Genomic DNA, 14,244 nt, shown 5'->3' on the forward strand with positions numbered 1-14,244 from the left:
GCTCTCGTCCGCCGCGTCCCGGCGGACACCGACGTCGCGCGGGCGCCGTCGTCGCCCTCGCCACCGCCGCGAGCCTCGCGCTCCCGCTGGCCGCGTACGCCGCGCCCGGGATCGGGGCGTCGCCCGCGACCGCCGCCGGGACGGAGGCAGCGACGGGGTCCGATGCCGCCGCTGCCGCCGTCGACGGTCCGTTGGTCGACTACGTCAACCCGTTCATCGGGACCAAGGACGACGGCAACACGTACCCGGGCGCCGCCGTGCCGTTCGGCATGGTGCAGCTCTCGCCAGACAACGGCCACAACGTCGGGTACGACTACGACCGCACGTCGGTCCGCGGCTTCTCGCTCGTCCACCTGTCCGGCGTCGGCTGCGGCCTCGGCGGTCCGCTCCCGACCCTGCCGACGACGGGCGCGATCACCTCGACCGACTACGGCCAGTACGCGCTCGGCTTCTCGCACGACGACGAGGAGGCCTCGCCGGGGTACTACCGCGTGGGTCTCCAGGCGCCGGCGGGCACGATCGAGGCCGAGCTCACCGCGACCGAGCGCACGGGCGTCCAGCGGTACACGTTCCCCGCGACGGCGCAGGCCAACGTCCTGCTCAACGCCGGCCAGGCGCTCAACCGGGTGACGGAGTCCGACGTGCGCGTCGTGGACGACCGCACGGTCGAGACGCGCATCACCGTCCGCGGCTTCTGCCAGGACACCGAGCCGCAGACGATCTGGACCCGCACGACCTTCGACCGGCCGTTCGTCGCGCACGGCACGTGGGACGGCCAGGTCGTCACCGCGGGCTCGGACGCCGCGTCCGGCGGCGAGGGCCGTCGCGGCGCGTACGTCACGTTCGACACGACCGGCGGCGACCTCGACGTCGAGGCCGTCACCGCGATGAGCTACGTGGGCGCCGACGGCGCCGCGGCGAACCTCGCCGCGGAGGCCGGCACGTTCGACGCCGTGCACGACGCCGCGCGCTCGGCCTGGGAGGAGCGGCTCGGCCTCGTGCGGGTCGCGCAGGGCGACCCGGACGACCTGCGCACCTTCTACTCCTCGCTCTACCGCAGCTTCCTCGCGCCGAACGTCGGCTCCGACGTCGACGGGCGCTACCGCGGGTGGGACCAGGAGGTCCACGCCGCGGAACCGGACTTCACCTACTACCAGAACTACTCGCTCTGGGACACGTACCGCACCCAGCAGCAGCTCCTGTACCTGCTCGCGCCCGACGAGTCGGCCGACATGGCGCTCTCGCTCGTGCGCCAGGGCCAGCAGGGCGGGTGGCTCCCGCGCTGGGGCTACGGCACGGTCGAGACGAACATCATGACCGGCGACCCGGCGACGCCGTTCCTCGTCAGCGCCTGGCGGCAGGGCCTGCTCGCGGGCCACGAGGAGGAGGCGTACGCGGTCCTGAGGGAGAACGCCGACGGCGTCCCGCCCGCCGACTCGCCCTTCAACGGGCGCGCGGCGAACGTCGAGTACCTGCGCGACGGGTTCGTCCCGCACGAGCCGGCGCGCTCGGGCAAGCCCGGCGACTACGATCTCCAGCACGGCGCCTCGGCGACCATGGAGTACGCCCTCGCCGACGCGATGCTCTCGACGATGGCGCGCGGCCTCGGCCACGACGAGGACGCCGACCGGTACGCCGCCCGCGGCCAGAGCTACCGCAACGTGTTCGACCCGCGCACGGGCAACTTCCGGGCACGTAACGCGGACGGCTTCTTCGTGGGCGACGCGGACCCCGCGCACTCCGACGGGTTCCACGAGGGCACGGCGGTGCAGTACCAGTGGCTCGTGCCTCAGGACGTGCCGGGCCTGTTCGACCTCATGGGCGGCACCGACGCCGCGGTCGACCGCCTCGACGCGTTCTTCGCGTACGACGAGCTCGTCGCCGACCCCGCGCACGTCGCGAGCGAGGTGTGGGTCAACGGCACGTACGACTACTACGGCTGGGAGACCTACAACCCGAACAACGAGCCCAACCTCCACGCGCCGTACGTCTACCTGTGGACCGGGCAGCCCTGGAAGACGACGGACGTCGTGCGCGCCGCGTCGACCCTCTTCACCGACGGCCCCGACGGCGTCACGGGCAACGACGACCTCGGCACGATGTCCGCGTGGCACGTGCTGTCGTCGATCGGCGTGTACCCGATCGTGCCGGGCGCCGATCTGTGGGGCCTGACGACGCCGCTCTTCGACGACGTGACGATCACGCTCGACCCGGAGGTCTTCGGTCGCGACGCGCTGCGCCTCACGGCGGACGGCGTCGCGCCCGACACGCATTACACGCAGTCCGTGTCGCTCGGCGGCGAGCCGCTCGATCGCGCCTGGGTCACGGGCGACGAGCTCACCGCGGCCGGCACGCTCGACGTGACCGTCGGCACCGAGCCGTCCGCGTGGGCGACCGACCCCGCGGCCTCGCCGGGCGCCGTCGTGCCCGCGGACGGCACGGTGGAGCGCCTGTTCGTCGGCGCGTCGCCGCGGCAGCCGGTCCTCGCCCCGGGTGGGCAGACCGAGGTCGCGGTCCAGGTCGTCGCCCAGGGCGCGGGGACGTCCAGCGGGACGCTCGAGGTGACGTCCGACGGTGCGGTCACCGCGACGACCGACCTCGCCGACTGGACCGCCGAGTCCGACGGCCTGCCGGCCACGGTCGAGGGCACGGTCACGCTCGCCGCGCCCGCGGACGCCGAGCCGGGGCTCCACACCGTGCGGCTCGTCGTGCGCGACGCCGCGGGCACCGAGGCGGTCCGCGAGGTGCAGGTCGTGGTGTCCGGCGAGTCGTGGATCGCGGACGCGTTCGACAACGTCGGCATCGGCGACGCCGGCGCGGCCAACGCGAACCTCGACGGCTCGGGCGCCTACCTCCTGCGCGACCTGCTCGCCGACCTCGGGGCTGTCCAGGGCCTGGAGCTCACCGTGCCGGGCACGGACCTCACCTACACGCTCGGGGCCCCGCCGGCGGGTGCGCCCGACAACGTCGCCGCGAGCGGCGAGGTCCTCGAGGTGCCCGAGCACCTGCGCTCGGCCCGCCATCTCTCGGTGGTCGGGACGAGCACGCACGGCACGCACGGGGGAGGCCTCGTGCTCGGGTTCGCGGACGGCACGTCGCAGACCGTCGACGTGCGGCTCAGCGACTGGTGCACGGGCTCGCCCGAGCCCGGCAACATCACGGTCGCGAAGGCCGGGGCGCGCGGCGACCGCGAGAACGTGCAGAAGATCGGCTGCGGCCTCTACGCCACCGCGCCCGTCGCGATCCCCGAGGGCAAGGTCCTGACGTCGGTCACGCTGCCGAGCGACGAGCGGTTCCACGTGTTCGCGATCGCGACCGATGCGACGGGGGACGTCCCCGCGCCGCAGGTCGAGGTCACGGCGCAGGCCCGCTGCCTCGGCGGCAAGGCGTTCGTCGCGGTGCGTGCGCTCAACACGGGCGAGCAGCCCGCCGCGATCGAGCTCGCGACCCCGTACGGCTCCCAGCTCTTCGGCGACGTCGCTCCCGGGGCGAACGCGTACCAGTCGTTCGCCACCCGCGCCGCCGCCGTCGAGGCGGGCGAGGTCACGGTGACCGTGACGACGCCCGACGGCGAGCCCCAGCAGGTCACGGCCGCGTACGACGCCGCCGCCTGCTCCTGATCGACGGTGGCCGCGGGGCCGTACGGTCCCGCGCCACCGTCCTCCACGCACGTCCCGCCCCTTCGTCCTGTGAGGACCCCATGTCTCGAACACGTCCTGCGCGCACCACGGTGCGGCGCTCCGTCGCGGCGCTCTCCGCCACGGCGGTCCTGGCCGCCGGCCTCTCGATCGCCCCCGCCGTCGGGCTCGCGGGCCCGGCGCTCGCGGCCGCACCCGACCTCGTCGAGGACCCCGTCTCCTTCGTCGACCCGTTCGTCGGGACCGGCCAGGCGACGGGCGTCGTCGGGGAGATCAACAACTTCCCCGGGCCGTCGATGCCGTTCGGCATGATGCAGCTCTCGCCCGACACCCAGGTCTCCGTGGGCAACGGCGACAAGGCGTACGCCGGCTACCGCTACTCGCACCAGGCGATCCGCGGCTTCTCCATGACGCACGCGGCCGCCGGGTGCTGGATCTTCGGCGACGTCCCGATCCTCCCCGTGACGGGAGACGTCGGGCAGTACCCGTGGGACCGCAAGGAGGCGTTCAGCCACGACGCGGAGAGCGCGGAGGTCGGCCGGTACGCGGTCACGCTCCAGTCGTCGGGGATCGAGGCGGAGCTGTCGGCCGCGACCCGCTCGGGCGGGCTGACGTTCGACTACCCCGAGGGCGGTGCCGCGTCGCAGGTGATCGTCAACGCCGCGGGCTCGCTCGCGAGCGTGCGCAACGCGACGGTCGAGGTCGAGGACGCGCGCACGGTCACCGGCTCGGTGACGAGCGGCGGGTTCTGCGGCAAGAACAACACGCACACGACGTACTTCGCGATCGAGCTCGACCAGGACGCGCAGGCGTTCGGCACGTGGCAGGGCTCGACCGTCTCGCCCGGCGACCCGTCGGCCGACGGCAACGGCGCGGGCGCGTGGCTCACCTTCGCGCCCGGCGCGACGGTGCACGCGAAGGTCGGCATGTCCTACGTGAGCGTCGAGGGCGCGCGCGCCAACCTCGCGGCCGAGATCCCGGGCTTCGACTTCGACGCCGTCCGGGACGCCAACCGCGCCGCCTGGTCCGACCTGCTCGGCAAGGTCCGCGTCGCGGGGCAGGACGCCGACGACCTCACCATGTTCTACACGTCGCTCTACCACTCGCTGCTGCACCCGAACACGTTCACCGACGTGGACGGCCGGTACGCCGGGTTCGACGGGGAGATCCACCAGGCCCCCGAGGGGCACGAGCGGTACGCGAACTTCTCCGACTGGGACACGTACCGGTCGCTCGGCGCGCTCCAGGCGCTGCTGGCGCCCGACCAGGCGTCGGACATGGCGCAGTCGCTCGTCGAGGTCGCCGACCAGTCCGGCTGGCTGCCGCGCTGGCCCGTCGCGAACCAGCACACGGGCCAGATGACCGGTGATTCCTCGGTGCCGCTCATCGCGAGCATGTACGCGTTCGGGGCGCGCGACTTCGACGCGGAGTCGGCGCTCGCGCACATGGTCAAGGGTGCGACGAGCGCCGCCCCGACCGCGAACGGCTACGTGCAGCGGCGCGGGATCGAGACGTACCTCGAGCGCGGCTACGCGCCGCAGACCGAGGAGTTCCGGGGCGACCACCGCGTCGTCGGCGCGTCGATCACGCTCGAGTGGTCGATCGCCGACTTCGCGATCGGGCAGCTCGCGGCCGCGCTCGGCCAGGACGACGTCGCCACCGAGTACGCCGCCCGCGGCCAGTGGTGGCAGAACGTCCACGACCCCGTGACCCGCACGGCGGGCGCCCGGAACGACGACGGCACGTTCGTGCGGTCGCAGGGCGGCGGCGGGTTCGGGCAGGAGGGCTTCGACGAGGGCAACGCCGAGCAGTACACGTGGCTCGTGCCGCAGAACGTCGCGGGGCTCACCGACGCGCTCGGCGGGCGTGAGGCCGTCGCGGAGCGGCTCGATGCCTTCACGGTGCAGCACAACGCCGGCCCGAACGAGCCGTACCTGTGGATCGGCAACGAGCCGAACTTCGGCGTCCCGTGGCTGTACGACTACGTGGGCCAGCCGTGGCGCACGAGCGAGCTCGTGGACGAGCTCACGTCCACGCTGTTCCGGCCCGAGCCGAACGGCAAGCCCGGCAACGACGACCTCGGCGCCCAGGCCGGCTGGTACGTGTGGGCCGCGATGGGCCTGTACCCGACCACGCCGGGCACGGACGTGCTCGCGCTCAACGCGCCGCGCTTCGACCGCGTCGTGGTCGACCTCGGCGAGGGCGACACCCTCGACCTGCGCGCCCCCGGCGCCTCGACCGGCGCCCGCTACATCAGCGGCGTCACGGTCGACGGCGCGGCGTGGGGCGGGACCTCCCTGCCGCGCCACGTCGCGCACGACGGCGGCGTCGTCGAGCTCGCGATGTCGGTCGAGCGCGACACGACGTGGGGGACCGCGGTCGAGGACGCCCCGCCGTCGTGGCGCGACGGCGAGTCCGCCGTGGTCGCCGCCGCGGACCCGGGCCTCGTGACGGTCGCACCCGGCGGGACCGCCGACGCGTCGGTGGCCGTGCAGCTCTTCGGCGCCGACGCCGCCGACGTGCGCGTCGCGGTCGACGCTCCTGACGGCATCGGGGTCGGTGAGCCCGCGCTCGTCGACGACGGCTCGGGCCACCTCACCGGGACGGTCCCCGTCCAGGTGGGTGCCGGCGTCGCGTCCGGCTACCACGACGCGCGCCTCGTGCTCTCGGCCGGGGACGACGACGTCGAGGTGCCCCTCACCGTCCTCGTCGCCGCGCCCGGGTCGCTCGTCGCGGCCTACGACACGGTCGGCACCGCGCCCGAGTCGAACCGCGGCGTCGGGAACTTCGACGCGGCCGGCAACTCGTTCTCGCGCGAGGCGCTCGCCGACGCGGGTCTCACGCCCGGGTCGGCGCACGACGTCGACGGCCTGGCGTTCACGTGGCCGTCCTCACCCGTGGGGCGCCCGGACTCGGTCACGCTCACCGGCGAGACCGTGCGGCTCGACGCGCCGACGAGCCGGCTCGCGTTCGTGGGCGCCGCGACCGACGGGACCCATCGCGGGACCGCGGTCGTGACGTTCGACGACGGCAGCACCGCGACCACGACGATCGGCTTCGGCGACTGGGTGCTGCCGAGCGCGGACGGCTCGCCGGTCGAGGGCAACTCGGTCGTCGCGCAGATGAACCGGCGCAACGGCGACAAGGACAGCGCGTTCGTGTTCGCCACCGCCCCGTACACCGCGCCCGAGGGCCGGCGCGTGGTCGCGGTGACGTTCCCCGACGTCGACGACCTGCACGTCTTCGCGATCGCGACCGACCCTGCCACGGACGTGCACCTCGTCGACGTGACGGTCTCCCCGCGCTGCCTCGCAGGGACCCCGTACGTGGCGGTGCGGGCGGCGAACGCCTCCGCCGGGGCCGTCGACGTCGACCTCACCACGGGCGTGGGCTCGCGGTCCTTCACGGCCGTCGCCCCCGGCGCGAACGCCTACCAGTCGTTCGCCGCTCGCGGCGCGACCGGGGACGTCGACGTCACCGTCACGGCCACGGGGGAGGAGGGGACGCAGACGGTCACCCAGACCGTCGTCGTCCCGCGCTGCGCCTGACCGACGGCGGGCACGCACCGAGCGCTCGGTGCGTGCCCGCCCTCGCGCTCGACCGCAGTACCCGCACGACCGCAGTACCCGCAGGACCGCAGTACCCGCAGGACCGCAGTACCCGCAGGACCGCACGACCGGTCTCACCGACCGCACCGACGCACGACCGACATCGACGAGAGGGACGACCCATGACCGGTACGACGACGTACCCGGCCTCGCGAGCCCGCGACCGCCGGACCACCGCGCCGCTCGCCCTGCTGGCAGCGCTCACGACGCTCGCGCTCGTGCTCGCCGCGGCACTCCAGGCGCCCGCGGCGCGCGCCGCGGAGGCGTTCACGCCGACCGAGGTGGTCGGCGCCGGCACGACCTGGCGCTACCTGGACGACAACACCGACCCCGCTGCGGGGAACGCGGACCGGACCGTGTGGGCCGACCCGGCGTTCGACGACGCCGCGTGGAAGACCGGCCGGCCGGGCTTCGGCGCGGTCAACGGGACCGCGAGCGGCATCGGCGGCGGCCACACCATCACGACCCTGCTCGACTACTGGATCACGCAGACGCCCAAGGTCGTCGTGCCCGCCTACTTCTTCCGCACGACCGTGACCCTCGACGAGGCGACGCTCGGCGAGATCACCGGCCTGCGCGGGACGCTCGTCTACGACGACTCCGCCACCGTGTACGTCAACGGCGAGCGCGTCGCCGGGTGGGGCGACTCGATGATCACGCGGAACCTGCAGTACCAGGACAAGGCCGGCGCGACCGCACCGCTGCGCGAGACGCTCGTCATCCCCGCCGACGTGCTCGTCCCGGGCGAGAACACGATCGCGGTCGAGATCCACCAGTGCAACGAGACGAGCTCGGACGTCTACTTCTCCCTCGCGCTCTCCACCACCGACGACCCGTCGATGCCGTTCCCGCAGGACGTCCTCGACCGGACCTACGCGTCCGACGCGACGCCGTCGGCCCCGACCGGGCAGGACTGGTTCACCTGGATGCTGCGTGGGTTCGCCGACCTGCGCGCGAACCACCCGGAGATCCTCTCGCCCAACGAGCCCGGCCAGCCCACGAGCGCCAACGACCTCGGCTCGCTCGCGCGCAACAACGCCTACGTCGCCGGGGACCTGCAGGTGCAGCGCGCCCTGACCGACGGGCGCGGCTCCGCCTACGAGACCATGGCGGACGCGCTCGGCAGCGAGCTCGGGCCGATCTACCGCGCCGCGCTCGCCGACGGCCGGCTCCCCAAGACGAAGGCCCTGCTGTCCGGGCGCGTCGAGAAGTCGGTCGGCAACCACGAGCCCGCCAAGGCCGCGTACGACTACAAGCGCCCGTTCGTCCGCCTCGGCTTCACGTCCGCCGGCGGTCACGTCAACGCGTTCGAGACCTCCGGCAGCTACGAGGGGCTGCGCAACAACGGCTCGTTCCCCAGCGGGCACACCAACCACGGCTACGCGCAGGGCACCGTGCTCGCGACGCTCCTGCCGGAGCTCGCGCCGCAGATCCTCGCGCGCGCGTCCGAGTACGGCGACAACCGCCTCGTGACCGGCTTCCACTACCCGCTCGACGTCATGGGCGGCCGCATGACCGGGCAGAACATCGCGCAGCTCCGGTGGTCCGACCCCGCGTTCCGCGTGCTCCTCGAGCAGGCGCGGACCGAGCTCGTCACCGTGCTGGAGCGGGAGTGCGGCGACGAGATCGCCGTGTGCGCGCAGGACCAGGTGCCCTACCTCACCACGGACCAGGCCCTCGCGGTCTACGACCAGCGCCTCACGTACGGGTTCCCGCGCGTCGGGGAGGCGGGCCGGGAGGTCCAGGTGCCCGCCGGCGCCGAGGACCTGCTGCGCACGGCGTTCCCCGACCTCACGGGCGACCAGCGCCGGCTCGTCCTCGCGGCGACCGCGCTCGACTCGGGCTACGCGCTCGACGTCGCGGGCGAGGCCGAGTGGCAGCGCCTCGACCTCGCGGCCGCCATGGCGGCGGACGTCGTCGTGAACGCCGACGGCACGCTCACCGTGGACGGTGAGGTCGTCGGCGAGCCGACGGCGCCGCTCGTCGACGTCGAGGCGTCCGCCCGCTGCCTCGCCGGGGCGCCGTACGTCGCGGTCCGCGCCCGCAACGTGTCCGACGGCGTGCTCGACGTCGCGCTCGTGACCGGCGCGGGGGAGAAGGCCTTCGCCGCGGTGGCCGCCGGCGCGAACGCGTACCAGTCGTTCGCGGTGCGTGGCGTGGAGACGGGCGCGGACGTGCCCGTGACCGTCACGGCGACCGGCGCGGGCGGCGCGACCCAGGAGGTCGCGCGGGACGTCGTCGTCCCGGCCTGCGGCTGACGGACCGACCCGGGAGGCAGCCTGCGACACAGCGGGAAAAGCCTCCCGGGTCGCCTTTCGGGTCAGGCTGGTCCGGTTGAAACTTCTGGCGCCCCGTCGAGGTCTCGGGCACGCTGGTGCCCCCAGCGACGACGGAGGCGCAGTGACCGAGGAGTACCAGGGCAGGCCGGCGACGCACGCGGAGACGCCGCAGGAGTGGCGCGCGTGGCTCGCCGCGCACCACGACGACCCCGAGCCGGGGGTGTGGCTGCTCACCTGGCGCCGCGAGAGCGGCCGCGCGACCTACGGGTACGAGCCGTGGATCGAGGAGGCGCTGTCCTACGGCTGGATCGACGGCCAGGCCGCGACGGTCGACGCCGACCGGCACGCGCTCTGGTTCACGCGCCGCCGCCGCGGCAGCCGGTGGACCCGGCTGAGCAAGGAGCGCGTCGCGCGCGTCGAGGCGGACGGGCGCATGACCGACGCCGGACGCGCCGTCGTGGAGGCGGCGAAAGCCGACGGGTCCTGGACGCGGCACGACGACGCCGAAGCTCTCGTGGTGCCCGACGACCTCGCCGCCGCGCTCGCCGAGCGACCCGGTGCCCGCGAGCGCTTCGACGCGTTCACGCCGGGCGTCCGGCGCTCGATCCTCGGCTGGATCGTCGAGGCGAAGCGGCCCGAGACCCGCGCACGCCGGATCGCGGAGACCGTCGAGCAGGCCGAGCAGGGCGTCGCGGCGCACCAGCCCCGACGCTAGCCCCGACACCGGCCCGGGCGCTCAGCGCACGACGCCCAGGGCGGCGGCCGTGGCGTCGTCGGCCGGGAAGAACGACTCGATCGCGATCTCGTCGAGCGTGACGTCCCGCGGGGAGCCGAACACCGTCATCGTGTAGAGGAACGCGAGCTCGCCGTGCGGGGTCGACAGGCGCAGCGGCACGACGGCGTCGCTCGCGGGGGAGCGGTCGTCGCGCCGGTGCTCCTCGGGCGGCAGGTAGCCCTCCACCTCGGCGAGCAGGTCGACGAGCGCCGGGTCGCCCGTGCGGTCGAGCTGGCGGCGCACACGTCGTCGGACGTGCGCACCCCACTCCGCGAGGTTCGCGATCCGCGCGGCGAGGCCGTCGGGGTGCAGGGTCAGGCGCAGCACGTTGACGGGCGGCTCGCGCAGCCGGTCGGGCACGCCGTCGAGGAACGTGCTCGCGGCGGCGTTGGCGGCCAGCAGGTTCCAGCGCCCGTCGACGGCCATCGCGGGGAACGGCTCGTGTCCGGCGAGCACGAGGCCGACGGCCCGGCGGGCGGCCGCGAGCGTCGCGGTCGACAGCGGCGTCTCCCGGTGCCGCGGCGCGTAGCCCGCCGCGAGGTAGACGTCGTTGCGCGAGCGCAGCGGGACGTCGAGCTCGTCGCACAGACGGTCGATCATGTCCCGGCTGGGCTGCGCCCGGCCGGTCTCCACGAAGCTGATGTGGCGCGGCGAGACGTCGGCGCCCAGCGCGAGGTCGAGCTGCGAGCGCCGACGTCGCACGCGCCACTCGCGCAGCATCGATCCGGCGGGTACGTCCACGGGAGGCATGGACCCACCCTGCCGTCCCTCGGGGGGCCGGCCAACTACCTCCGAGGTCATCGACACCGTGTCGTGGTCCGGCCGATGGTGGTGCTCCGGCCACCCGCCGGACCGCCACGGCGCCGCGGACCAGGCGCCGGCAGAGGAGGGACCATGACCGAGACGACGACGCGGACCGCGACGGCGGTCGAGCGCTACCTGGAGTTCTGGAACACGGCGGACGCGGCCGGGCGCGACCGGCTCGCGTGCGAGACGTTCTCCCGCGACGTCGAGCACGTCGCTCCCGTGACGCGTGCCGAGGGGTGCGACGCGGTGCTCGCGTTCGCGACGGAGCTGCTCACGCACGTCGCGGGGTACCGGTTCGAGGCACGCTCGGAGCCGGACCTGCACGACGACCGGCTGCGCCTGCGGTGGCGCGCGGTCGCCCCCGACGGGTCGGAGCTCGCGACCGGCACCGACGTCCTGCACGTCCGGCCGGACGGGCTCGTGTCGTCGGTGACGACGTTCCTGGACCGCGCGCCCGACGGCGTCGCCGCGCACCACCACTGACCCGCTGAGCGCGCGAGACGGTCGCTGTCGCATCGAGACGACGGCGACCGTCTCGTGCACTCAGCGGCTCGGGCGTCAGGAGAGGTCCCAGAGCAGCCGGTAGTAGGCGATGCGCTCGGGGTCGGGGTCGATCCCGTAGCCCGCGTACACGTCGTCGACGTACCCGGGGCCGTAGTTCCACTCCGTGCTCCAGGCCGCGACGGCGAGGTCGGCCCAGCGGTCCGCGACCCCGAGCGAGCCGAGGTCGACGTGCGCGGCGAACGCGCCGTCGTCGTGCAGGAGCGTGTTGGGCACGCACGCGTCGCCGTGGCACACGACGAGCCGGTCGACGGCGGGGGGCGCTCCGAGCCGGGCGCGTGCCGCCGCGACGCCCAGGTCGCGGTGCTCCGGGAACCACCCGTCCGGGCCGTCGCCGCGGGCCAGGCGCGCGTCGGCGTTCGCTACGCGGTCCTCGACGGCCCAGGTGAACGGGCACGAGGCGACGGGCAGCGCGTCGTGCAGCGCGCGCAGCCCCCGCCCGATCGCGACCGCGGCGGTCGCCGGGTCGGCGACCCAGCGCGGCTCGACCGCCGATCGGCCCGGGACGGCGCGCGTGACGAGCCAGGCGCCGTCGTCGTCGGATCCCTGGGCGAGGACGTGCGGGACCGGGGCACGGTCGCCGACCCACGCGAGGCGCTCTGCTTCGCCCGGAAGGTCGATCTCGGGCGTCCCGGCGGGGACCCACTTGGCGAACCGGGTGCCGTCGGCACCGTCGAGCCGGAAGGTCAGGCCGCCGAGCGCGTTGCGCCACACGGGAGCGACGGCGTCACCGCCCGCGAGCACGCGGACGGCGTCGGGCACGACGACCGGGCCGGTCGGGACGGCGGCGAGCGGGGGGCGGGTCATGCGCGCGATCCTCGCACGACGCCGCGACGCATCAGGAACGGGCCGCCGCCCTCCCTCCGGACGGGGGCGCGGCACTCGACGGCGGGAGCACCCTGCCGGTGCCGCGACGACGGAGGGAACGACGATGACGACCGTCCTGACGACACTGCCGACCTGGCCGCGCGTGCGCCGCGGCGCGAACGGTCACCCGGTCCAGACGCTCCAGCACCTGCTGCGCCACCGCGGGCACGAGATCGCCGTCGACGGGCTGCTCGGGCCGCGGACGGAGGGCGCGGTCCGCGCCTTCCAGGACGGGGTCGGGATCGACGTCGACGGCGTCGCGGGCCCCGCGACGTGGGCCGCGCTCGTCGTGGTCGTGCGCCGGGGGAGCGTCGGCGAGGCCGTGCGCGCGGTGCAGCGCGAGGCCGTCGCGCGCGACCTGTCCGGCGGGCCCGAGCCGGTGCTCGACATCGACGGGCAGTTCGGCCCCCGCACCGAGACCTGGGTGCGCGGCTTCCAGGACGCGCTGCACGCGGGCTTCCCCGAGGTCGCCGTCGACGGTGTCGTCGGGCCCGTGACCTGGCGCTGCCTCGTCAGCGGGATGCTGTCGCACTGACCTCGGGCGCCGGTGCGGGCTCGGGCTCGGCCTGGGCGCGGTCGAGGAGCGCCTCGCACGCGGCGAGCAGACGCTCGCGCAGCACCGCGCCGCGCTCGGCGAACTCGCGCTGGTGGCGCACGTACTCGGCCTTGCCCTCGGGCGTCTCGATCGCGACGGGGTCGAGCCCGTACGACGACACGTCGTAGGGCGACGCCTGCATGTCGACGACGCGGACGTCGCGCGCGAGCTCGAAGCAGTCGAGCACGAGGTCGCCCGGGACGGCGGGGGTGAGCTTGAGGGCCCACTTGTAGAGGTCCATGGTCGCGTGAAGGCATCCGGGCTGCTCCAGTGCGGGCTGGGTCTCGCGCGTCGGCTGCAGGCGGTTGAGCGGCGTGGCCTCCGGCGTGAAGAAGCGGAACGCGTCGAAGTGCGAGCACTGCACCGGGTGGGACTCGACGACGCGGTCGGTGCCGTCGTGTCCCAGGCGCAGGGGGAGCGGGTGGCGGTGGTCGCGGCCGGTGGCCCGGTCGCGGTAGACCATCGCCCACTCGTGCAGCCCGAAGCACCCGAACCGGCCGGGCCGCGAGGCCGTGGCGGAGAGCAGGCCGTGCAGGTAGCGCACGGTGTCGCCGCGGTCGGCGAGGAACGCGTCGGCGTCGAGCGTCAGGCCCGCGGGCGTCTCGCGGTACCACCGCCACCCGGCGCGCGCCGTGTACGGGTCGGCGGCCTCCTCGTCGGGCCGTGGTGCCGTCTCGGCGCTGGGCACGTGGACCGCCGGCCGGGCGAGCACGACGCCGGGGCCCGGGTGCCAGCGGCGGAGCTGCGCCGGGCGCGTGGGGTAGTACGTGAAGAGGAAGTCCTCGATCGCGTGCTTCTCGCCGAGCGGCTTGCGCTCGCGCCACCCCGCCGTGAACGCGTCGGCGCGCTCCGCGTGGGCGCGCTCGCACGCCGTCCACTCCTCGGCCGCGAGCACGACGGGTCGGACGACGGTGGTCGTCGAGGCGGTCGCGGTGGCGGTCGGGGGCACGGTCCCAGGGTACGAGAGCGCCGGGCGGCACCGACGAGCCGGCAGCCGGGACGCGTTTCACCCGGGCGGGCATTTTCCCGATGTGGGCAGGACCGGGAAGAATGCTCGTGAACGTGCTGTGAAGACCCGGCGCGTCCGTGCGGCCGACCACCGTCGACCGCCACC

Annotated in this window: 9 protein-coding genes; 6 read left to right on the forward strand and 3 right to left on the reverse strand. The window is 74.6% G+C overall.

Annotation, left to right across the window (positions count from 1 at the left end):
* The first annotated feature begins 191 nt into the window (after nucleotides 1–191).
* From ACZ402_RS05315 to ACZ402_RS05330, 4 genes are all read left to right on the forward strand, one after another.
* The gene (locus tag ACZ402_RS05315; RefSeq protein ID WP_375824631.1) at nucleotides 192–3,620 is read left to right on the forward strand and encodes a GH92 family glycosyl hydrolase; all 3,429 of its coding nucleotides are present in this window, start codon (nucleotides 192–194) and stop codon (nucleotides 3,618–3,620) included.
* 80 nt (nucleotides 3,621–3,700) lie between these two features.
* A complete protein-coding gene (locus ACZ402_RS05320; RefSeq protein ID WP_375824630.1) occupies nucleotides 3,701–7,186 on the forward strand; it encodes a GH92 family glycosyl hydrolase in 3,486 nt (1,161 codons plus the stop codon).
* A gap of 182 nt (nucleotides 7,187–7,368) precedes the next feature.
* Nucleotides 7,369–9,504 (forward strand): acid phosphatase, encoded by a 2,136-nt coding sequence (locus ACZ402_RS05325; RefSeq protein ID WP_375824629.1) that lies wholly within the window; start codon nucleotides 7,369–7,371, stop codon nucleotides 9,502–9,504.
* Nucleotides 9,505–9,646: 142 nt separating this feature from the next.
* On the forward strand, nucleotides 9,647–10,240 hold the full coding sequence (locus ACZ402_RS05330; protein ID WP_375824628.1) for a YdeI/OmpD-associated family protein: 594 nt from the start codon (nucleotides 9,647–9,649) through the stop codon (nucleotides 10,238–10,240).
* 21 nt (nucleotides 10,241–10,261) lie between these two features.
* Here ACZ402_RS05330 and ACZ402_RS05335 read toward each other — a convergent pair whose 3' ends face one another.
* Complete coding sequence (locus ACZ402_RS05335) at nucleotides 10,262–11,050, reverse strand: helix-turn-helix domain-containing protein (protein ID WP_375824627.1); 789 nt, start codon at nucleotides 11,048–11,050, stop codon at nucleotides 10,262–10,264.
* Between the two features lie 144 nt (nucleotides 11,051–11,194).
* Here ACZ402_RS05335 and ACZ402_RS05340 point away from each other — a divergent pair, with 144 nt between their 5' ends.
* The gene (locus tag ACZ402_RS05340) at nucleotides 11,195–11,590 is read left to right on the forward strand and encodes a nuclear transport factor 2 family protein (RefSeq protein ID WP_375824626.1); all 396 of its coding nucleotides are present in this window, start codon (nucleotides 11,195–11,197) and stop codon (nucleotides 11,588–11,590) included.
* 75 nt (nucleotides 11,591–11,665) lie between these two features.
* Here the strand turns inward: ACZ402_RS05340 and ACZ402_RS05345 are convergent, their stop codons facing one another.
* Nucleotides 11,666–12,475 carry an aminoglycoside 3'-phosphotransferase gene (locus ACZ402_RS05345; protein ID WP_375824625.1) on the reverse strand — a complete coding sequence of 270 codons (810 nt, stop codon included), beginning with the start codon at nucleotides 12,473–12,475 and terminating at the stop codon, nucleotides 11,666–11,668.
* Nucleotides 12,476–12,599: 124 nt separating this feature from the next.
* On the opposite strand from ACZ402_RS05345, the gene ACZ402_RS05350 reads away from it, so the two are divergent.
* Entirely contained in the window at nucleotides 12,600–13,070 is a 471-nt protein-coding gene (locus tag ACZ402_RS05350) for a peptidoglycan-binding domain-containing protein (RefSeq protein WP_375824624.1), read from the forward strand.
* On the opposite strand, the gene ACZ402_RS05355 is transcribed toward ACZ402_RS05350, so the two are convergent.
* The gene (locus tag ACZ402_RS05355; RefSeq protein ID WP_375824623.1) at nucleotides 13,048–14,079 is read right to left on the reverse strand and encodes a 3-methyladenine DNA glycosylase; all 1,032 of its coding nucleotides are present in this window, start codon (nucleotides 14,077–14,079) and stop codon (nucleotides 13,048–13,050) included. The two genes, ACZ402_RS05350 and ACZ402_RS05355, sit on opposite strands and share 23 nt — an antisense overlap.
* Nucleotides 14,080–14,244: the final 165 nt, after the last annotated feature.

The sequence above is a fragment of the Cellulosimicrobium sp. NPDC030954 genome (genome assembly GCF_055571305.1).

Excerpts from the sequence above, each read along its gene's own strand:
- ACZ402_RS05350 (WP_375824624.1), top strand. The coding sequence starts at position 12,600 with ATGACGACCGTCCTGACGACACTGCCGACCTGGCCGCGCGTGCGCCGC.
- ACZ402_RS05340 (WP_375824626.1), top strand. The coding sequence starts at position 11,195 with ATGACCGAGACGACGACGCGGACCGCGACGGCGGTCGAGCGCTACCTG.
- ACZ402_RS05345 (WP_375824625.1), bottom strand. The coding sequence starts at position 12,475 with ATGACCCGCCCCCCGCTCGCCGCCGTCCCGACCGGCCCGGTCGTCGTG.
- ACZ402_RS05335 (WP_375824627.1), bottom strand. The coding sequence starts at position 11,050 with ATGCCTCCCGTGGACGTACCCGCCGGATCGATGCTGCGCGAGTGGCGC.
- ACZ402_RS05320 (WP_375824630.1), top strand. The coding sequence starts at position 3,701 with ATGTCTCGAACACGTCCTGCGCGCACCACGGTGCGGCGCTCCGTCGCG.
- ACZ402_RS05325 (WP_375824629.1), top strand. The coding sequence starts at position 7,369 with ATGACCGGTACGACGACGTACCCGGCCTCGCGAGCCCGCGACCGCCGG.